Source organism: Ramlibacter pallidus (assembly GCF_015070875.1).
In the GTDB taxonomy this organism is placed as follows: domain Bacteria; phylum Pseudomonadota; class Gammaproteobacteria; order Burkholderiales; family Burkholderiaceae_C; genus Ramlibacter; species Ramlibacter pallidus.
Genome location: NZ_JADDIV010000005.1, coordinates 16,940 through 36,866 on the forward strand (window position 1 = coordinate 16,940; position 19,927 = coordinate 36,866).

The following is a 19,927-nucleotide window of genomic DNA, read 5'->3' on the forward strand; positions in this document are numbered from 1 at the left end:
GAGGAGACAGGATGCGGACGAACCACCTGCTGGCGGCGCTGGCCCTCGCGGGCCTCGCGGCCGGCGCGGCGGCGCAGAAGAGCGCCAGCGAAGCCATCGACGAATACCGGGCCATGCTGGCCGACGGCAACCCCGCGGAGCTGTTCGAGGCCAAGGGCGAGGACCTGTGGAAGCAGAAGCGCGGCCCGAAGGCCGCATCGCTGCAGGCCTGCGACCTGGGCAAGGGGCCGGGCGTGGTGAAGGGGGCCTTCGTCGAACTCCCGCGCTACTTCGCCGACACCGGCAAGGTGCAGGACCTCGAGTCGCGGCTGGTCACGTGCATGGAGCGCCTGCAGGGCTTCGACGCCGCCGAGATCGCCAAGACCCCGTTCGGCCGCGGCGAGATGGCCAACGTCACGGCGCTCGCCACCTGGGTCGCGGCCGAGTCCAAGGGCATGCAGTTCAACCTGCCGCAGGGCCATCCGCAGGAGCGCACCTTCTACGAAGCCGGCAAGCGCATCTTCTTCATGCGCGGCGGCACCCACGACTTCTCCTGCGCCTCCTGCCACGGCGAGGACGGCAAGCGCATCCGCCTGCAGGACCTGCCCAACCTGACGAAGAACCCCGGCGACGGCGTCGGCTTCGCGGCCTGGCCGGCCTACCGCGTGTCCAACGGCCAGATGTGGAGCATGCAGCTGCGCCTGAACGACTGCTACCGCCAGCAGCGCTTCCCGTACCCGGAGTTCGGCAGCGACGCGCTCACCGCGCTGTCCACCTACCTGGGCGTCAATGCCAAGGGCGCCAAGTCGGCGGCCCCCACCATCAAGCGCTGAACGAGGAGCCCGCATGAAGAAGACTCCCCTCATCGTCACCACGCTGCTGGCCGCCATCGGCATCGCCGGCTGCGCCGCGCTCCCGGGCAGCACCGCCAACTACGACCAGGTCGCCGACGACATGGTGAAAGCGGCCTTCCGCACGCAGGGCATCGCCACCGTCGACCGCGTGACCCAGATCGACGAGACGCTGAAGCTGTGCAACGCCGCGGACGTCGCCGGCAAGCCGCTCGACGCGGCGACCGCCAAGCGCATCGAGGAAGCGAACCTCAAGACCGTGAAGTGGCCCGGCGACGGCAAGTTCTTGGGCGACTGGAAGCAGGGTGAAGCCATCGCCCAGAGCGGCCGCGGCCTCACCTGGACGGACACGGCGGGCTCCGCCAACGGCGGCAACTGCTACAACTGCCACCAGATCTCCAAGGAGGAGATCTCCTTCGGAACGATAGGCCCCAGCCTCTACAACTACGGCAAGCTGCGCGGCGTCACCGACCCGGACAGCGCCGCCGCCAAGCCGATCGTGGAATACACGTGGGGCAAGATCTGGAACGCCAAGGCCTACAACGCCTGCTCCAACATGCCGCGCTCCGGCCACATGGGCAACCTGAGCGAGACGCAGATCAAGCACATCATGGCGCTGCTGCTCGACCCGGCTTCCCCCGTCAACAAATAGGCGCCAGGGACGGCGCATGCAGCCCGGGCGCGCCCGGGCTTTTTTTTCGAAGGTAGTTCCAAGTGAACCTGTCCAAGCGCGAATTCCTGCAGGTGATGGGCGCGGCCAGCGTGGCCGGCATGGGGCTGGGCCGCTGGGCGTCGGCCGACGCGGCCACCGCTGCCGGCGCCCTCTACGACGTCCCGAAGTTCGGCAACGTGTCGTTCCTGCACATGACGGACTGCCATGCGCAGCTGAAGCCGATCCACTTCCGCGAGCCGAGCGTGAACCTCGGCGTGGCCGACATGAAGGGGCGCCTGCCGCACCTCGTGGGCGACCACCTGCTGCGGGCGGCGAAGGTGCCGCGCGGCAGCGCCGAGGCGCACGCGCTCACCTACCTCGACTTCGAACAGGCCGCGCGCCGCTACGGCAAGGTCGGCGGCTTCGCGCACCTCGCCACGCTGGTCCAGCGCCTGAAGGCCAGCCGCCCCGGTGCGCTGCTGCTCGATGGCGGCGACACCTGGCAGGGCTCCGCCACCGCGTTGTGGACCCGGGGGCAGGACATGGTCGAGGCCTGCAAGCTGCTGGGCGTCGACGTGATGACCGGCCACTGGGAGTTCACGCTGGGCATGGAACGCGTGAAGGAGATCGTGGAGAAGGATTTCGCCGGCAAGGTCGACTTCATCGCGCAGAACGTGAAGACCACCGATTTCGGCGACCCGGTGTTCAAGCCGTACACGCTGCGTGAAATGAACGGCGTGCCGGTCGCCATCATCGGCCAGGCCTTCCCTTACACGCCGATCGCCAACCCGCGCTACTTCGTGGCCGACTGGGAGTTCGGCATCCGCGACGCCGAGATGCAGAAGGTGGTGGACGAGGTGCGCGGCAAGGGCGCGCAGGTCGTCGTGCTGCTGTCGCACAACGGCATGGACGTCGACCTCAAGCTGGCGAGCCGCGTCACGGGAATCGACGCGATCTTCGGCGGCCACACGCACGACGGCATGCCGGTGGCGACGGTGGTCGCCAACAAGTCGGGCCAGACGCTGGTGACCAACGCCGGGTCGAACGGCAAGTTCCTGGGCGTCATGGACTTCGACGTGAAGGGCGGCAAGGTGTCGGCCTTCCGCTACCGGCTCCTGCCGGTGTTCGCCAACATGCTGCCCGCCGACCCGGCCATGGACGCGCTCATCACCCGCATCCGCGCACCGTACGAAGCGAAGCTCGCCGAGCAGCTGGCGGTCACCGAAGGCACGCTGTACCGGCGCGGCAACTTCAACGGCTCGGGCGACCAGCTGCTGCTGGACGCGCTGATGGAAGTTCAGGGCGCGGAGATCGCCTTCTCGCCGGGCTTCCGCTGGGGCACTTCGCTGTTGGCCGGACAGGCCATCACGCGCGAGTGGCTGATGGACATGACGGCGACCACGTACTCGTACACCACCGTCAGCGACATGAGCGGCGAGATGCTCAAGACGGTGCTGGAAGACGTGGCCGACAACCTGTTCAACCCGGACCCGTACTACCAGCAGGGCGGCGACATGGTGCGCGTGGGCGGCCTGCAATACAGCTGCAACCCTTTGGCCGCTGCCGGCCGGCGCATCGAGGACATGCGCCTGAACGGCAAGCCCATCGAGGCTTCGCGCACCTACAAGGTGGCCGGCTGGGCGCCCGTGTCGGAGGAAGCGGCGAAAGCCAATACCCGCCCGGTGTGGGACCTCGTGGAGCAATGGCTCCGGGCGCGGGGCGGGAAGGTGGCGCCGCGGCAGGTGAACGTCCCGCGCCTCACGGGCGCGCTGCCGAACCCGGGATACGCGCAGGCCTGAAGGGGCCACCGCATCGAACCTAGAATCTGCCGATGACCCCGGCAGAGCTGTCCGCGCTGAACCAGCAGGTGCTGTGGGCCGCGTTCGCCATCGCGGCGGCCTTCGGCGCGCTGGTGCAGCGCACCGGCTTCTGCACCATGGGCGCGGTCAGCGACGTCGCCGCGATGGGCGACTGGACGCGCATGCGCCAGTGGACGCTGGCCGCCGCCGTCGCCACCCTCGGGTTCGCGCTGCTCTCCTTCGCCGGCCTGGTGCGGGCGCCGCAGACCCTCTATGCCTCGCCGCAGTGGCTGTGGCTGTCGGCACTGGTCGGGGGCTCGGTCTTCGGCTTCGGCATGGTGCTGTCGTCCGGCTGCGTGAGCAAGACGCTGGTGCGGGTCGGCGGCGGCAGCCTCAAGTCGCTGGTGGTCACCCTGGTCACCGGCATCGCCGCCTTCGCCACGCTGAAGGGTCTGACGGCCGTGTGGCGCGTCCACACCGTGGACCGCGTGGCCGTCGACCTCGGCATGAACGCCGACGTCGCGACGCTGCTCGCCCGCGGCGCCGACCTCTCGCCCGGTGCCGCGGCGCTCGCGGCGGGATTCACCGCCGGCAGCGTGCTGCTGGCCTTCTCGCTGGCCTCGCGCGAATCCCGCCGTCCGCTCAACCTCGTCGCCGGCGCGGGTGTCGGCTTGCTGGTGCTGGGCATGTTCTGGGTCACCGGCCACCTCGGGCATCTCGCGGAGCATCCCGAGACGCTGGAGGAGAGCTGGCTCGCCACCAACTCCACGCGCGCCGAAGGACTGAGCTTCGTCGCGCCCGTGGCCTTCGCGCTGGACTGGGTGCTGTTCTTCAGCGACGCGTCCAAGCGCCTCACCGTGGGCATCGTGTCGGTCGCCGGCGTCGTGCTCGGATCGGCGGCGATGGCGGCCTGGCGCCGCAGCTTCCGCTGGGAAGGCTTCGCGGGCACGCCGGACCTGGGCCACCATCTCGCCGGCGGCGTGCTGATGGGCGTCGGGGGCGTCACCGCGATGGGCTGCAGCATCGGGCAGGGCGTCACGGGCTTGTCCACCTTGTCGCTGACCAGTATCGTGGCGGCATGCTCGATGGTCGGCGGCGCGCTGGCCGGGGTGAGGTACCAGATGTGGAGGCTGGAACGTGATGCGGAATGAGGTGCGGGTCAGGCCCGTCGAACGCGGCGACCGCGAGGCTTGGCGCCTGCTCTGGGACGGCTACAACGCGTTCTACGGACGCAGCGGCCCGACGGCGCTCGACGAGCGCATCACGGCACGGACCTGGGAATGGTTCTTCACGCCGGGGTCCGGCGTGCACGCCTTCGTCGCCGTGCGGGAGGGGCAGGTGGTCGGCCTCGTGCACTACCTCTTCCACCGCAGCACCTCGCGCCTGAACGACGTCTGCTACCTGCAGGACCTGTTCACCCGCGCCGAGCACCGGGGCCTGGGCGTCGGCCGCGCCCTGATCGAGCGGGTGGCCGCGACGGCGAAGGAAGCGGGGAGCTCGCGCCTGTACTGGACGACCCAGGAGACCAATGCCGCGGGCCGCGCGCTCTACGACAAGCTGGCCGAGCACCGCGGCTTCATCGTCTATTCCCGTGAACTCTGAGGAAGGTTCCATGCGGATCGAGCGCGACGACCTGACCCGGCCCGCCATCCACGCGCTGCTGGAGGAGCACCTGCGGAACATGCGCGAGCTGTCGCCGCCGGAGAGCGTCCATGCCCTGGACCTGGAGCGCCTGCGCCGGCCGGAGATCACGTTCTGGTCGGCATGGGACGGCGACGTCCTGCTCGGATGCGGCGCGCTCAAGGAACTGGATGCCGTGCACGGCGAGATCAAGTCCATGCGGACGCCGGCCGCGCTGCGGCGCCGCGGTGCGGGGCGCGCGATCCTCGGGCACATCGTCGACGTCGCGCGTGAACGCCGCTACGAACGATTGAGCCTGGAGACCGGGTCGATGGACGCCTTCCGGCCCGCGCATCGGCTGTACGAAAGCTTCGGCTTCCGCTTCTGCGGCCCGTTCGGAGACTACGGGCCGGACCCGCACAGCGCCTTCATGACGCTGCAGCTGCAACCGTCGTCGCCCGGCTAGCGCCAGGCCCCCGCGGACTGCAGCCAGCCGTAGCTCGCGATGCCGAGCGCCGTCAGCGCCAGGCTGCCGAGCACGTGCAGGACGACGGTGGCCAGCGCGAAGCCGGTCCGTCCATTCGCCAGGTTCTCCACCACTTCCGCCGAGAACGCCGAGAACGTCGTGAAGCCGCCCAGGAACCCGGTGATCGCCAGCAGCCGCCATTCCGGCGGCAGGTCCGGGCGGGCGGCGAAGAACGCCACCGCCACCCCCACCAGGTAGCCGCCCACGAGATTGGCGCACAGCGTCCCGAGCGGCAGGCCGCTCAGCATCGGGTTCAGCCAGGTGGCCAGCCGCCACCGCAGCAGCGCGCCGGCGGAGGCGCCGGCGGCGATCGAGAGGATGGATCCCATGGCGCGAGTATCCATGCGCGGGAGGCCGGTCACACCACCAAGCGTCCCTGGCGTTGCGCCGGCGCGATGACGGCTTCCATGCCCGCCGTGAAGCGCAGGAAGTCGTTTTCCATGCCGTCGGAGAAGATCACGCCGTTCTCCGGCATGCGCGAGCGCAGGCGCAGCGGCTGCGCCGCGTCGACGTGGCCGAAGACGATCGTGGCCTGCGAGGCCCGGCTCGGGAAGGGCTCCCGCACGGCGAAGGTCAGTGCCGGCGTGTCCCAGGGCGCGGGCCGGTAGGCGGGGGCGGCCTCCGCGCCCACCGCGTGGGAGATCGCCAGCGAACCGGTCACGATGCTCTTCAGCCAGGCCGTGGAACCCATGCCCGTCGACACGATCAGGCCGGAGGAGGACTGCAGTTCGCTGCGGCCCGCGTGACCGATCTCGTACAGCGCCGACGTGTGGCTGCGCGGGCCGATGAAGAGGTCGTTCACCGCCAGCAGCCGCTGGCCGTCGCTCATGCGCGCCTCCGCCATCGTGACGGAGCGCAGCTCGCGCCGGCCGGCGGCCACCTCCGGCAGCAGCGTGGGCAGGTCCTCCGGCCGGAAGGGCAGCAGGATGCCGTCCCACCGCGTGGCCTCGGGGTTCACGCCGACCAGGCTGTGGCCGTCCAGGTACTTCATGGTGTTCGCCACCAGGCCGTCCTGTCCGAGGGCGACCACGACGTCCTTCGCATCGAAGACGAAGTTCGCGAGCAGGGAGCGGTCGACGACCTGGTAGCGGCCCCACTGCTCCAGGGCTTCCACCGTCACGCGCAGGCTGCGGCTGTAGGCCTCGTCCTCCCGCAGGTAGTCGCCGAAGTCGGCCTGCAGGTGTTCGAGGTAGAAGCGCGCCTGCGCCAGCGTGTTGTGGCGGGCCACCAGTTCCTGCAGGCGCGTCTGCCGGGTGACCAGGATGACGCGCCGGTCGCGGCCTTCGCCCACGGTCACCCCAGCCTCTTGCCCGCCGCGGCGCCGCCCAGCAGGGAGTTGAGCAGTTCCGGGGAGACGTTCAGCTGCCCGATGCGTTCGGCCTTTTCCGCGATGCCGCCGAACGCCTGCGCGATCAGCTGGCCGGGTTGCATGCCGGACGCGGCCAGCGCCTGCACGATGCGGGGATCCGCCGTTTCCAGCGCCGCCATCACCGCGCGCACCCGGTGCGCTTCGGCCTCGGCGATGGCGCGCGTGTTCTCGGACTGGCTGGCGACCAGCGCCTTGCGGCTTTCCTCCAGTTCCACGTCGGCGGCCATCTGTTCGCCGCGCACCTCGTTCTCGCGCCGCAGCAGGGCGGCCCGGGCTTCCATCTGCGTTTCCTGGATCTGGCGCTTCTTGTCCTCGACGGCGATCTCGGTGTCCAGTTCGTTCTGGCGGATGGAGCGTTCGTTCTGCACCGCCGCCATGCGCCGCTGGTAGATCGCGTCGTCGGCGGACTTCAGGTTGGCTTCGCGCGCTTCCGCCTCGAGCGCCCGTGCGATGTCGGGCGTGGGCTTGATCGCGATGATGGCGACGCCCAGCACCTCGAGGCCGAGGGCGCGGATCTCCGGATGCGCCGCCAGCTGCTGCTGCGCGGCGCGGGCGATCGTCGCCGACGCCGTGAGCGCCTGCTTGAGCGCCAGCGCCTGCACCGCCTGCTGGACGATCACCTTCACCTGCATCACCACCCGGTCGCGCAGGCGCTTGGGGTCCTCCGAGGCGTAGGTGCGGCCGTCCGGCTGCAGCGAGAAGTCCATCAGCGCCGCGGTGCGCTGCGGGTCGCCCACGCGGTAGGTGACCTGGCCCTGCACGGTGACGCCCTGGAAGTCGCCGGTCACCAGTTCGAGCATGAAGCCGGCGTCCTGGCTCGCCACCGGCACCGCCACGACGGTGCTGGTCGGTGCGTAATACAGGAACGAGAGGCCGGCCCCTTCGCGCACCAGGCGTCCCTTGCGGAACTGCATGAGGTGGGTGGTCGGCTGGGTCTTGATGAAGCGCAGGCCTAGCATGGCTTTCTCCTTCCTTGTGAGTTGTACTGTGCAACCTTTGATGGTTGTATAGTACAACCCGGATCGACGATGTCAAGGCCGCCATGAAGAAAGACCCTGATCGCGCCAAGCTCGCCTTCGAGCGCCCGCTCGTCTCCGTCGACGTGGCGATCTTCTCGGTGCTGGAAGGCGAGCTGCGCGTGCTGCTGGCGCGCCGCCCCGAGGGCGAGGGCGAACCGCATCCCGGCCGCTGGTCGCTGCCGGGCGGCTTCGTCGACGTGCACCGCGACGCGAGCCTGCAGGCCTGCGCGCTGCGCAAGCTGAAGGAGAAGACCGGCGTGGCCTCGCCCTATCTCGAGCAGCTGGGAAGCTGGGGCGACGCGAAGCGCGATCCGCGCGGCTGGTCGAGCACGCACGCCTACTTCGCGCTGATCCCCGCGCCGGCGCCGGCCGAAGCCGGCACGGCGGTGGCCGAATGGGTGCAGGCCGACGAAGCCGTGCGCCGCCGCCTGGCCTTCGACCACGGGGAGATCCTGGCCGCGGCCGTGGAGCGGCTGCGCGGGAAGGTGGAGTACACCTCGCTGCCGGCGTTCCTGCTGCCGGAGCCGTTCACGCTGCCGGAGCTGCAGCACGCCTACGAAATCGTGCTCGCCCGGCCGCTGGACAAGAGCGCCTTCCGCAAGCGCATGCTCGACGCCGGGTTCCTGGAGGACGCCGGGCCGGTCAGCGGGGCATCGGGCCGCACGGCGATGGGCTACCGCGTGCGCGAGCGCGCGCGGCCCGCGGTCTTCCCGCGCACCTTCCGCTCGGGCGAATAGCGGCCGGCCGCTGCCTTCAGCGGGTTTCCTGGCCGCTCTTCTCGAGCTGCTCGGTCTTGCGCAGCCCGCGCACGTTCATGAGCGCCAGCGCCACCTGCAGCACGATCAGCGCATAGGCCTTGGTGTGCACGCCCCACACGGTCCACAGCACGTTGCTCAGGAGAAACACCCAGAAGCCGATGTTGCGCCGGTGCGCGCGCGTGGAGGCGACCAGCCAGGCGGCCAGCAGGCTGGCCAGCATCGCGGGCCACTGCAGGAGGTCGACGAGGGAAGAGAAATCCATGCGGCCAGTCTAGCCGCGCAAGTTGCGGCGCCGGTACAACGCTTGGGTTGCGGCGGCGCACGCGCTCCGTTACAACCTTTGCGAACGGCGCGCGGCAGTTGCGTGGCGTGGGAGGGACAGCGTTGGGAACAGGGACAGCTCGTGCGCACGGCCGCGGCTGGCGCATGGGCGCCGGCTGGCTCGTCCTCGTCCTCGCACTGTGCTGCGCGCAGGCCCGCGCGAACCATTCCCTCGACGTGGTGCGGCTCGACCCCGCGCGCCCGGAACTGCCGATGACGGAGGTGGTGGGCTGGTTCGGGCCCCAGCCGCGCGGCGGCATCAGCACGGCGGCCGGCGGGGGACTGCCGTTCGCGCACCTGCCCGAACAGATCCTGCCCTTCCGCGAAGGGCGTTCGTTGTGGCTGCGCTTGCGCGTGCGGCCTCCCGCCGGCACGCAGGACGCCTGGTTGCTCGAGGTGCCGGTGCCCGTCATCGACCACGTGGCCCTGTACCAGCAGGACGCCTCGGGGCGGTGGTTCGCCCGCAGCGCCGGCGACCTGGTGCCCATGCGGGACTGGCCACAGCCGGGCCGCTACCCCTTCTTCCAGCTGCAGCTGCGGCCCGGCGCGCCGACGGAGCTGTACCTCGAGGTGCGCCACTCCACCTCCATCGCGGTCCCGGTGCGGGTCGTCACGGCGACCACCCACCACCAGCGCAGCCAGATGGAATACCTCGGCCTCGGGCTGGCCATCGGTGCGCTCGGGCTGCTGGCCCTGGGCGCGCTGGTGCGGGCCGTCGTGCAGCGGGATGCGGCCTTCGGGTGGTACGCGGCGTACGGGCTGGTCGCGACCCTGGGCCTGGCCGGATTCACCGGGGTGGCCGGCCACCTGCTGTGGGGCGATGCGGGCGCGTGGGTCGACCGCGCGCCCGGCTTCCTCGCGATCCTGGGCGCGTCGCTTGTCCTCGTCATCGTCGGACGGCTCAGCCGCGTGCTCGCGCGGGTGCGCTGGCTGGGACGCATCCTGCAGTGGCTGGCGGCGCTGGGGCCGGCGCTGGCCTTGCTGTACCTGCTGCCGGACAAGCGTTCGGGCGTGATGATCCTCGCTGCGTACCTGATCGCCGTGGCGATCGCCAGCCTGTGCGCGGCCGCGATCACCCTGCGGCGGCGCGACCGCGTCGGCGTGTGGATGCTGCTGGGCGCGCTGCCGCTGGCGATCTGCGTGGTGATCGCGCTCGGCCGCGTCACGGGATGGCTCCAGCCCTCGTGGCTGACCGAATACGTGCTGGCGCTGGCGCTCACCGTGGACCTGCCGCTGCTGCTCGGCGCGCTCAACGCGCGCTCGCAGGAGCGCCGCAGCCTCGAACTGCGCCGGCTGGCGGCCGAGCACCAGGACGCGCTGACGGGGCTCATGAAGCGCGAACCGTTCACCGCGAAGCTGCGCCAGGCCATCGGGCGCTACACGCGCCGCGGCGAAGGCGCCGCCGTCGCCATCATCGAACTCGCCAACCATGCCTGGGTGCAGAAGACGCTGGGCGCCGAGCGCAGCGAGGAGGCCCTGCTGCGCACGGTGATCAAGCTGCGCCGGCTGGTGCGCGACATCGACACGGTGGGGCGGCTGGGGGAGAACCGGTTCGGCCTCATCCTCGAAGGCGCGGCGATGCGCAAGCCGATGGCGAACTTCGGCGCCCGCCTGGTCGCTTCGGGACTGATGGAAGAGCCGGGGCGGCCGAAGGACGTGCCGCTGCACTTCCACGTGGCTGCCGTCGTGCTGCACGAACGTTCCGGGTCGGCCGACGAGCTGATGCAGGCGCTCGGCGACCTGCTGGCGGAGATGGGCGCGCGCACGCACAAGCCCGTGCGCTTCCTCGACGCCGGAGAACCCTCGACGGTGTCCGACGGGACGTCGCCGGCCGAAGGACGCAGCACGGCACTGGCCTGAAGCGCCCCCGCGCGGCGCGGCCCAACCCTATACTGGCCCGCCACCTCCGCCCCGCTGCCCATGCGCTTCCTCCGCCGTCTGGCCGCAGCCGTGATCGCGCTGCCGGCCGTGCTCCCTGCCCTGGCCCAGTCCCTGGTCGAGCAGCCGATGCCCCCGGAACAGTTCGCTGCCTGCGTGCAGGGCCTCGCCGAGCAGACGGCCACCGCCGGGCGGCCGCTGCGGCGCGAGGACTTCCTGCGCATCGCGTCGGCCGGCCGCTACGACGACCGCGTGCGTCAATCGATGCTGGTGCGCAGCGACGAGCCGACGTTCTGGTGGGACGAACTGGCCGCCACCACGGATGCCGAGCGCGTGCTGCAGGGCCGCGGCATCCTGGAGGCCCACGCGGCCGCGCTGCAGCGGATCGAGGCGCGCTTCGGCGTCCCGCGCGAGATCGTCGTCGCGGTCTACGGCATCGAGACGAACTACGGGCCGGCGGCCGGCCGCATTCCCGTGCTCGACGCGGCGTTGACGCTCGCCTGCCTGCGTCCCTGCGGCGACACGGCGTCATCCGCCTGCCTGTCGCGCGAGCGTGCCTATGCGACCGTGCGCCTGCTGCGGGACGCGCGGGTGCCGGCGGAGAATTTCGTCGGTTCCTGGGCGGCCGCCTTCGGGCGCACGCAGTTCGTGCCGGACACGTTCGAGATGATCGCCGTGGACGGCGACGGCGATGGCGTGATCGACATCATCCAGTCCGAACAGGATGCCTGGGCCTCGACCGCCAACCACCTGCAGCGCCGCGGCGGCTGGCGCCCGGAGCAGCCGGTGTATCTCGAGGTGGCCGTGCCCCCGGACCAGCAGGCGCAATTCGCGCCCAGCGACACGTCGGTCCGGCTGCCGGCCCAGGCGAAGCCCTTGTCGCAATGGGTGGCGCAGGGCTGGCGCGTGCTGGCCGCCTCGCGGCCGCCGGCCCTGGCGGCCGGGGATCCGGAGGTCTATCCCTTCCTGCCCGTCGGGCTGCCGGGGCCGGCGTTCCTCGTCACGCGCAACTTCGACACCATCCGGCGCTACAACTTCTCCGACCGTTACGTGATGGAGGTCGCGCTGCTGGCGAACAAGCTGGCGGGAGGGACCGACTTCGTCACGCCGTGGCCGACGGACGACCCCGGCCTCAGCCGCGCGGAGGTGCGTGCGCTGCAGGCGTGGCTGCAGCAACGCGGTCACGCACAGGTGTCGGCCGATGGCGTGATGGGCCGGCTCACGCGCGACGCGATCGCGGCGGAGCGCGCGGCGCGCGGCCTGCCGGCGGGCCGCCGCGTCGGGCAGCGGACCCTGCGTGAACTGATGCAGCCTTGATCCCGCGCCGGGGGGCTTAAGCGAATCCCTCAAGGGCCTAAGCCTTATTCGTCTTGTCACCGCTTGTGGCACGGGCAACAATTTGAAACATCAGCCCAGCTCAATGCAGGAGAACCGGATGGACACCCAAGGTACCGCCAATGCAGGCGCCTACGCGCTGATCGACGCCCTGTCGCAGCGGATGATGCGCCACGGCGACATGGAAGCCTGGCGCGCCCTGTTCCTGGGCCCCCGCTACGACACCATCCGCTTCGAGACGCTGCAGCTTTCGATGGTGTCCGCCGACGCGCCGCAGGACGGCATCAGCGACGACGAGCGCCTGGCGCTCGCCCTGCGCTTCGACGGCATGATGCAGCCGTCGCGCAAGGTCGACCTGATCCTCTGCTTCCAGGACGCGGCCATGGCGCTCAAGGCGGCGATGGCGCTGCAGCGCCTCGGCGGTTCACGCAGGGTGCGCACGGCGCTGACCACGTCCGCCTGCAATGTCGCCTTCTTCCGCGGCGAGCAGGGTGACGAGTGCCTGGTGATCGGCTCCGGCATCGAGGAAGCGGAGCAGGCGCTCGCTGCCGCGCCGCACGGCACCGTGTCGGTCTGCGGACGCACGTACGGCCTGCTCGAGGAGGGCCTCGGCCAGCACGTCCAGAACGCTCTGGTGATGACCGAGCACGACGAGGACACGGTGACCGGCGCGTCCATCACGCTGGCGCCCACGCAGTCGGCCGCATTGAGCACGTTCGCGGGCCTCGGCCTCAGCACCTGAGCCCCGCGGCCGGGCGCTCCCCGCGACAATCGCGGGATGGACCCCGGCACGCACTTCGAATGGGCCGTCTGCATCGGCCGCTTCCAGCTGTTCCACGACGCGCAGCTGGCGCTGCTGCGGCAGGCGCTGGCGATCGCCGGCCGCTGCGCGGTCCTGGTCGGCTCCGCGCGGCAGTCCCGTTCCCCGCGCAACCCCTTCACCTTCGCCGAGCGCGTCGAGGCGATCCGGCTGGCGCTGACGGAGGACGAGCGCGCCCGCGTCACCTTCGTGCCGTTGCGCGACACCTGGGACGAACGGCGCTGGGTGGCGGATGCGCAGCAGGCCGTGGCGGAACTCACCGGGTCTGCCCGTTCGCGCGTGGTGCTCGTGGGGCATCGAAAGGACGCCACCACCGACTACCTGCATGCCTTTCCGGGATGGAGCGTGCATGACGTGGGCCGGCTCGGCGAAGTGCACGGCAAGGCCCTGCGCGCCGCGCTCTACACCGGCGGGACGCTGGAGGCCTCGCTCGCGGCGCTCTCGGGACAGGTGCCGCCTTCGATGCTCGAGTTCCTGCGCGCATGGGCGCAGCTGCCCTTCCTGGCGCGGCTGAAGCAGGAGTGGGCGGAACTCGCGGAGGAGCACGACAAGTGGGCCGGCTCGCCGTACCCGCCGGTGTTCGTCACCGTGGATGCGGTGGTGCGCATCCGCGACCAGGTGTTGCTGATCCGCCGCGGACGCGCACCGGGCAAGGGCCTGCTGGCCGTGCCCGGCGGCTTCATCGAACAGCGCGAGACCGCCTACCAGTCGGCGGTGCGCGAGCTGCAGGAGGAGACGGGCTTCCACCTCCTGCCGTCGGAGATGGAGCACGCCTGCCAGGCGATGCGCGTGTTCGACCACCCGGACCGCAGCCAGCGCGGCCGCGTGATCACGCACGCCTTCTACTTCGACCTGGGCGACCGCATGCTGCCGGAGATCGCCGGCAGCGACGACGCCGCCGAGGCGCGCTGGGTGCCGATCTCGGAACTGCCCTCGCTGGAGGAGCAGTTCCACGACGACCACTTCCACATCCTCGACGCCTTCCTCGACATCAATCCAGCTTGATCTTCGCGGCGTCGACGACGGCCGCCCAGCGCTTGCGTTCCTGTGCGAAGAACTGGTCCTGTTCGGCCGGCGTCATCGTCACCACTTCGGCGCCCTGGCCCGCCAGGCGCGCGCGCACGTCGGCACTGCGGATCGCCTGGATCAGTGCGGCATTGAGCTTCTGCACCACGGCATCCGGCGTCGCCTTGGGCACCAGCACGCCCTGCCACGTGCCGGACTCGAAGCCGGGCACGCCCTGTTCCGCGATCGTCGGCGTGTCGCCGATCAGCGGCATGCGCGTGCGCTTGGACACGCCGAGCATCTTGAGCTTGCCGCTCTGCACGTGCGGCAGCGTCGCCAGCATGCCGTTCATGAGCACCTGCGTCTGCCCGCCCACCGTGTCCTGGATCGCCTGGATCCCGCCCTTGTAGGGCACGTACTCCCAGCGCGCGTTGACGGCACGCTGCAACGCCACGCCGGCCAGGTGCGGCGCGCTGCCGGTCGCGGTCACCGCGAAGTTCAGGTCGCGCGTCTTCGACAGCGCCACCAGTTCCTTCAAGTTGTTGGCGGGCACCGAGGGATGCACAACCAGCAGGTGGGGCGAGTAGGCCAGCATCGTCACGCCGCGCAGGTCCCTGGACGGGTCGAAGGCCAGCTTGGTGTAGACCGATGGCGTGATCGCCAGCGCGCCGACGTCGCACAGCACGAAGGTGTGGCCGTCCGGCGCCGACTTGGCGACGAAGTCGGTGCCGAGGTTGCCGTTGGCGCCGGCCTTGTTCTCCACGATCACGGTCTGCTTCAGCGAATCCTGCAGCAGGTTCTGGATCGAGCGCGCGATGATGTCCGAGGAGCCTCCCGGCGGGTAGGGCACGACGATGCGCACGGTCTTGGTGGGCCAGGCCTGCTGCGCGAAGAGGGAAGGGGCAGCCACGGCCGCAGCGGTGGCGGCCAGGGCATGGCGGCGGGTGAGGGTCATGGGAAGTCTCCTTGGGAATGGTTCGGGATCAGGTGGCGCCGTGGCTCTCGACGTACAGCGCATAGAGCGAATGCGAGCTGGCCATGTACAGCCGGTTGTTCTTCGGCCCGCCGAAGGTGAGGTTGGCGCAGCGTTCCGGCAGGCGGATGAAGGCGAGGGCCTTGCCTTGCGGGTTGAACACCATCACCCCGTCGAGGTCCTCGGAGCGCCCGCGCAGCTGGAACACCTTGCGTCCGCCGACGTCCGCGGGCTCGGCCTGCAGCGCGCCGTTGCTGCCCCAGCCGCACCACAGGTTGCCGTCGCGGTCGACCTTGAAGCCGTCGAGCGCGCCCTGGTCGGCGGCGTCGACCAGTTTCGTCTTGTTCGACACCGTGCCGTCGGCGGCCACGTCGAAGCTCCAGATGCTGCGGTTGGGCGTGCCGCGCCACTCCACCACGTACAGCTTCTTCTCGTCGGGCGAGAAGGCCAGGCCGTTCGGGTTCACGATGTCCGTGACCACGGCCGTGATGCGGCCTCCGGCATCGACGCGGTAGACGTTGGTCGTCGCCTGCTCCGGGCGCGCGCGAGAGCCTTCCCATTCGCCGTTGATGCCGAACAGCGGGTCGGTGAACCAGATGCTGTCGTCGGACGTCACGACCACGTCGTTGGGCGCGTTGAGGCGCTTGCCCTCGAAGCTGTCGGCCACCACCGTGATCCGCCCGTCGCGTTCGGTGCGCACCACGCGCCGCGTGACCGAGTGCTCGCAGGTGACCAGCCGCCCCTGGCGGTCGCGCGCGTTCCCGTTCGCGTAGTTCGCGTTGGCGCGGAACACCGTGAAGGCGCCGCTGCGCTCCTCGAACTTCATGATCCGGTTGTTCGGGATGTCGCTCACGAGCACGTAGCCGCCGTCCGGAAAGTAGACCGGGCCTTCGGCCCAGCGCATGCCGGTGGCGACCTGTTCCACCGTGCTGCTGTAGATGCGGTACTTGGCGAAGCCGGGATCGAGGATCAGGACGGCCGGGTCCGGATAGCGCTGGTTGGGGGTGAACGGGAAGGCTTGCGCGAGGGCGCTGCCGCCGAGGCCGGCCAGGCCGGCCGCCGCGACGGTGCGCAGCAGGCGGCGGCGGGAGGCTTGCGGCACTTCGTGTCCTTCTTCTTGCATGCTGTCTCCTTCGTTGTCTCGCGGCGGCCGGCCGCGCCGGATGCTCAGGCCTGCGTGTACGAGGTCTTCACCGTGGTGTAGAACTCCGCCGCGTAGCGCCCCTGTTCACGCGGGCCGTAGCTGGAGCCCTTGCGGCCGCCGAACGGCACGTGGTAGTCCACGCCGGCGGTGGGCAGGTTCACCATCACCATGCCGGCCTGCGAATGGCGCTTGAAGTGCGAGGCGTGCTTCAGCGAGGTGGTCGCGATGCCGGCGGCCAGGCCGAACTCGGTGTCGTTGGCCATCGCCAGCGCCTCGTCGTAGTCCTTCGCCCGCAGCACGCTCACCACCGGCCCGAAGATCTCCTCGCGGTTGATGCGCATGGCGGCCGTCGTCTCCGTGAACAGGGCGGGGCGCATGTAGTAGCCGGGCGCGCCGTCCGCATTGCGCTCGATCGCATCTCCGCCGGTGACCAGGCGCGCGCCCTCCGACTTGCCGATGGCCATGTACTCCAGGTCCTGCGCCAGCTGCTTCTCGTCGACGACCGGGCCGATGTCGGTGCCTGCCTTGCGGGCGTCGTCGACCTTCAGCGACTGCATCTTCTTCGCCATCGCATCGACGAAGCGGTCATGGATGCCCTGCGTGACGATCAGCCGCGACGACGCCGTGCAGCGCTGGCCGGTGGAGAAGAAGCCGCTGTTGACGGCGGCGTGGACCGCGACGTCGAGGTCGGCGTCGTCCAGCACGACCATCGGGTTCTTGCCGCCCATTTCCAGCTGGAACTTGGCCATGCGGGCGACGCACGCCTGAGCGATGCGCTGGCCGGTGGCCACGGAGCCGGTGAAGCTGATGGCGTGGACGCGCCTGTCGTCCAGCAGCACCTGGCCGACTTCGGAGCCGCGGCCCATGACCAGGTTGAAGACCCCGGCGGGGAGGCCGGCCCGGTGCAGGATGTCGGCGAGCGCCCAGGCGCTGCCGGGCACGAGGTCGGCCGGCTTCAGGACGACGGCGTTGCCGAAGGCCAGCGCCGGCGCGATCTTCCACGCCGGGATGGCGATGGGGAAGTTCCACGGCGTGATGAGGCCGACGACGCCGACCGGCTCGCGCGTGACCTCGACCCCGACGCCCGGACGCACGGAGGGGATGACGTCGCCTTGCAGGCGCAGGGCCTCGCCCGCGAAGAACTTGAAGATGTTGCCGGCACGGGCGACTTCGCCGATCGCTTCGGGCAGCGTCTTGCCTTCCTCGCGGGCCAGCAGGTCGCCGAGCTCCGCCTTGCGCGCCAGGATCTCGGTGCCGGCGGCGTCCAGGATGTCGAAGCGCTGCTGCGGCGTGGAGAGTCCCCAGGCGTGCTGCGCCATCGCCGCGGCGGCGATGGCCTGGCGCGCCTGCTCGGCGTCCGCTTGCGCGTACTCGCCGACGACGTCGCGCGTGTCGGAGGGGTTGATGTTGCGGGAGACGCGGGCGCCTTCGACCCACTCGCCGCCGATCAGGTTCTTGAACATGTTTCGTCTTTCTCCTTCCCCCTCTGGGGGAAGGTCGGGATGGGGGCGCTCCCGCGTTCCATTTCGGCGCCGGGGTGCCCCCACCCCAGCCCTCCCCCGGAGGGGGAGGGAGCAAGTCAGCTCATCGCACCATGCACGGACGCTTCGGGTCGAACTTCCAGCCTGGCACCAGGAACTGCATCGCGATCGCGTCGTCGCGCGCGCCCAGGCCGTGCTGCTGGTACAGCGCGTGGGCCTTCTCGACTTCCGCCATGTCCAGCTCGATGCCCAGGCCGGGCTTCTTCGGCACCTGCACGTAGCCGCCGCGGATCTGCAGCGGTTCCTTCGTCAGGCGCTGCCCGTCCTGCCAGATCCAGTGCGTGTCGATCGCCGTCACCTTGCCGGGCGCGGCCGCGCCGACGTGGGTGAACATCGCCAGCGAGATGTCGAAGTGGTTGTTGGAGTGCGAGCCCCAGGTCAGCCCCCAGTCGCGGCAGGTCTGCGCCACGCGCACCGAGCCGGCCATCGTCCAGAAGTGCGGGTCGGCCAGCGGGATGTCCACCGATTGGAGCGCAAGGGCGTGGGCCATCTGGCGCCAGTCGGTGGCGACCATGTTGGTGGCGGTCGGCAGGCCGGTGGCGCGGCGGAACTCCGCCATGACTTCGCGACCGGAGAAACCGTCTTCCGCACCGCACGGGTCTTCCGCGTACGCCACGACGCCGCGCATCTTGTGGCCCAGGCGGATCGCGTCCTTCAGCAGCCAGCCGCCGTTCGGGTCGAGCGTCACGCGCGCGTCGGGGAAGCGCTCGTGCAGGGCCTCCACCGCTTCGACTTCCGCGTCGCCGCTCAGCACGCCGCCCTTCAACTTGAAGTCCTGGAAGCCGTAGCGCTTCTGCGCGGCCTCGGCGAGGCGCACGATCGCCTCCGGCGTCATGGCTTCCTCGTGGCGCAGGCGGAGCCAGTCGTCCTGGGCTTCCGGCTCGCTGGCGTAGGGCAGGTCGGTCTTGCGGCGGTCGCCGACGTAGAACAGGTAGCCGAGCATCTGCACGGCCTCGCGCTGCTGTCCTTCGCCGAGCAGCGCCGCCACGGGGACGCCCAGGTGCTGTCCCTGCAGGTCCAGCAGCGCGGATTCGACCGCGGTGACCGCGTGGATGGTCGTGCGCAGGTCGAAGGTCTGCAGGCCGCGGCCGCCGGCATCGCGGTCCGCGAACTTCGTGCGCATCGCGTTCAGGATGGCCTGCAGGTTGCCGACAGCCTGGCCTTCGACCAGCGGACGTGCGTCTTCCAGCGTCTGCCGGATCTTCTCGCCGCCCGGAACTTCACCGAGCCCGGTGTGGCCCGCGTTGTCGGTGACGACGACGATGTTGCGCGTGAAAAAGGGCGCATGCGCGCCCGAGAGATTGAGCAGCATGCCGTCCCGGCCCGCGACCGGGATGACGCGCATGCTGCGGACGACCGGAGAGCTCATCTCAGTCGGCCGTGATCTTGCGGGTTTCGATCAGTTGCTTCCACTTGGCGTATTCCGCCGCCTGGAACTTCGCGAATTCCTCCGGCGTGTTGGCGACGATCTCGAAGCCTTGCGCCAGCAACTTTTCCTTGACGGCCGGGTCGTTGAGCGCCGCCTTGATCTCGGCCTGCAGCTTCACCTTCACGTCCGCCGGCAGCCCCTTCGGGCCGGCCACGGCCTGCCAGGACTGCACTTCGGCGCCCTTGACGCCCTGTTCCTGCAGCGTCGCCAGCTCCGGCAGCAGCGGGTTGCGCTTCTCCGAGGAGATGCCCAGCGCGCGGACCTTGCCGGCCTTGATGTGCTGGATGATGCTGTTGATGTTGACGAAGGCCGCGTCCACCTGGCCGCCCAGCAGGTCGTTGATGGCGGGACCGCCGCCCTTGTACGGGATGTGCAGGCCTTCGGTGCCGCTCTGCTGCCAGAACAGTTCGGCGGACAGGTGGTCCGACGAACCGTTGCCGGAAGATGCGAAGCTCACCTTGCCCGGCGTCTTCTTCAGGCCCGCCAGCAGGTCGGCGACGTTCTTGTACGGCGAGTTGGCCGGCACGACGAGGACGTTGGGTGCCTGGACGGCCACGGTGATGGGGTCCAGGTCCTTCAGCGCGTCGTACTGCACGCCCTTGATCAGGTGCGGCGCGATCACGAAGGGGCCGAGCGACGACACGAACAGCGTGTAGCCGTCGGGGGCCGCGCGCTTGACGAAGGCCGCGCCGATGGTGCCGGTGGCGCCGGCCTTGTTGTCGACGACGAAGCTCTGGCCGAGCTTTTCCTGCAGCTTCTGGCCGATCACGCGTGCGATGGCGTCGGTGGACCCGCCGGGCGGGAAGGGCACGACCAGGGTCACGGTCTTGTCGGGATAGGCAGCGAGGGCGCCGGCGGCGACGCCCAGGGCCAGGGCGATGCCCAGCAGGGTCTTCTTCATGTCTGTC

General features: G+C 70.3%; 20 protein-coding genes. 11 read left to right on the top strand and 9 right to left on the bottom strand.

Annotated features, from left to right (window positions below; genetic code table 11):
• Positions 1–11 precede the first annotated feature (11 nt).
• From soxA to IM787_RS17115, 6 genes are all read left to right on the top strand, one after another.
• The gene (gene soxA, locus IM787_RS17090; protein ID WP_193677919.1) at positions 12–812 is read left to right on the top strand and encodes a sulfur oxidation c-type cytochrome SoxA; all 801 of its coding nucleotides are present in this window, start codon (positions 12–14) and stop codon (positions 810–812) included.
• Positions 813–825: 13 nt separating this feature from the next.
• Positions 826–1,482 (top strand): sulfur oxidation c-type cytochrome SoxX, encoded by a 657-nt coding sequence (gene soxX / locus IM787_RS17095; RefSeq protein ID WP_193677920.1) that lies wholly within the window; start codon positions 826–828, stop codon positions 1,480–1,482.
• A 62-nt stretch (positions 1,483–1,544) separates the two neighbouring features.
• Positions 1,545–3,281: a thiosulfohydrolase SoxB gene (gene soxB, locus IM787_RS17100; protein ID WP_193677921.1), complete on the top strand. Its 1,737-nt coding sequence runs from the start codon at positions 1,545–1,547 to the stop codon at positions 3,279–3,281.
• A 32-nt stretch (positions 3,282–3,313) separates the two neighbouring features.
• Positions 3,314–4,432, top strand: a complete 1,119-nt coding sequence (locus tag IM787_RS17105) for a YeeE/YedE family protein (RefSeq protein ID WP_193677922.1) — start codon at positions 3,314–3,316, stop codon at positions 4,430–4,432.
• A complete protein-coding gene (locus IM787_RS17110) occupies positions 4,422–4,883 on the top strand; it encodes a GNAT family N-acetyltransferase (RefSeq protein WP_193678381.1) in 462 nt (153 codons plus the stop codon). Before IM787_RS17105 ends, IM787_RS17110 begins: the two co-directional genes overlap by 11 nt.
• 10 nt (positions 4,884–4,893) lie before the next feature.
• Positions 4,894–5,367, top strand: coding sequence for a GNAT family N-acetyltransferase (locus tag IM787_RS17115; protein WP_193677923.1), 474 nt, complete (start codon positions 4,894–4,896; stop codon positions 5,365–5,367).
• Here the strand turns inward: IM787_RS17115 and crcB are convergent.
• The 3 genes from crcB to IM787_RS17130 are packed head-to-tail and all read right to left on the bottom strand — an operon-like array spanning position 5,364 to position 7,755.
• Entirely contained in the window at positions 5,364–5,756 is a 393-nt protein-coding gene (gene crcB, locus IM787_RS17120; RefSeq protein ID WP_193677924.1) for a fluoride efflux transporter CrcB, read from the bottom strand. The genes IM787_RS17115 and crcB overlap by 4 nt on opposite strands.
• Positions 5,757–5,785: 29 nt before the next feature.
• Positions 5,786–6,724: a diacylglycerol kinase catalytic domain-containing protein gene (locus tag IM787_RS17125; RefSeq protein WP_354004436.1), complete on the bottom strand. Its 939-nt coding sequence runs from the start codon at positions 6,722–6,724 to the stop codon at positions 5,786–5,788.
• Positions 6,721–7,755: an SPFH domain-containing protein gene (locus tag IM787_RS17130; protein WP_193677925.1), complete on the bottom strand. Its 1,035-nt coding sequence runs from the start codon at positions 7,753–7,755 to the stop codon at positions 6,721–6,723. Before IM787_RS17130 ends, IM787_RS17125 begins: the two co-directional genes overlap by 4 nt.
• An 83-nt stretch (positions 7,756–7,838) precedes the next feature.
• Here IM787_RS17130 and IM787_RS17135 point away from each other — a divergent pair, with 83 nt between their 5' ends.
• Positions 7,839–8,552: an NUDIX hydrolase gene (locus IM787_RS17135; RefSeq protein WP_193677926.1), complete on the top strand. Its 714-nt coding sequence runs from the start codon at positions 7,839–7,841 to the stop codon at positions 8,550–8,552.
• Positions 8,553–8,568: 16 nt separating this feature from the next.
• Here IM787_RS17135 and IM787_RS17140 read toward each other — a convergent pair whose 3' ends face one another.
• Complete coding sequence (locus tag IM787_RS17140; RefSeq protein WP_193677927.1) at positions 8,569–8,835, bottom strand: hypothetical protein; 267 nt, start codon at positions 8,833–8,835, stop codon at positions 8,569–8,571.
• 164 nt (positions 8,836–8,999) lie between these two features.
• Here IM787_RS17140 and IM787_RS17145 point away from each other — a divergent pair, with 164 nt between their 5' ends.
• The 4 genes from IM787_RS17145 (at position 9,000) to IM787_RS17160 (ending at position 13,932) form a co-directional block, all read left to right on the top strand.
• Positions 9,000–10,754 (top strand): sensor domain-containing diguanylate cyclase, encoded by a 1,755-nt coding sequence (locus IM787_RS17145; RefSeq protein WP_193677928.1) that lies wholly within the window; start codon positions 9,000–9,002, stop codon positions 10,752–10,754.
• A 60-nt stretch (positions 10,755–10,814) separates the two neighbouring features.
• Positions 10,815–12,089: a lytic murein transglycosylase gene (locus IM787_RS17150; RefSeq protein WP_193677929.1), complete on the top strand. Its 1,275-nt coding sequence runs from the start codon at positions 10,815–10,817 to the stop codon at positions 12,087–12,089.
• Between the two features lie 118 nt (positions 12,090–12,207).
• Positions 12,208–12,849, top strand: a complete 642-nt coding sequence (locus IM787_RS17155) for a hypothetical protein (RefSeq protein WP_193677930.1) — start codon at positions 12,208–12,210, stop codon at positions 12,847–12,849.
• A gap of 36 nt (positions 12,850–12,885) precedes the next feature.
• On the top strand, positions 12,886–13,932 hold the full coding sequence (locus IM787_RS17160) for a bifunctional nicotinamide-nucleotide adenylyltransferase/Nudix hydroxylase (RefSeq protein ID WP_193677931.1): 1,047 nt from the start codon (positions 12,886–12,888) through the stop codon (positions 13,930–13,932).
• On the opposite strand, the gene IM787_RS17165 is transcribed toward IM787_RS17160, so the two are convergent.
• From IM787_RS17165 to IM787_RS17185, 5 genes are all read right to left on the bottom strand, one after another.
• Positions 13,919–14,887 (bottom strand): Bug family tripartite tricarboxylate transporter substrate binding protein, encoded by a 969-nt coding sequence (locus IM787_RS17165; RefSeq protein ID WP_193677932.1) that lies wholly within the window; start codon positions 14,885–14,887, stop codon positions 13,919–13,921. The genes IM787_RS17160 and IM787_RS17165 overlap by 14 nt on opposite strands.
• A gap of 28 nt (positions 14,888–14,915) precedes the next feature.
• Positions 14,916–16,028: an SMP-30/gluconolactonase/LRE family protein gene (locus IM787_RS17170; RefSeq protein WP_193677933.1), complete on the bottom strand. Its 1,113-nt coding sequence runs from the start codon at positions 16,026–16,028 to the stop codon at positions 14,916–14,918.
• A 44-nt stretch (positions 16,029–16,072) separates the two neighbouring features.
• Entirely contained in the window at positions 16,073–17,512 is a 1,440-nt protein-coding gene (locus IM787_RS17175; RefSeq protein ID WP_193677934.1) for an aldehyde dehydrogenase family protein, read from the bottom strand.
• 121 nt (positions 17,513–17,633) lie between these two features.
• Positions 17,634–18,959: a glucarate dehydratase gene (gene gudD / locus IM787_RS17180; RefSeq protein WP_193677935.1), complete on the bottom strand. Its 1,326-nt coding sequence runs from the start codon at positions 18,957–18,959 to the stop codon at positions 17,634–17,636.
• 1 nt (position 18,960) lies between these two features.
• Entirely contained in the window at positions 18,961–19,920 is a 960-nt protein-coding gene (locus IM787_RS17185; RefSeq protein ID WP_193677936.1) for a Bug family tripartite tricarboxylate transporter substrate binding protein, read from the bottom strand.
• Between the last annotated feature and the right edge of the window lie 7 nt (positions 19,921–19,927).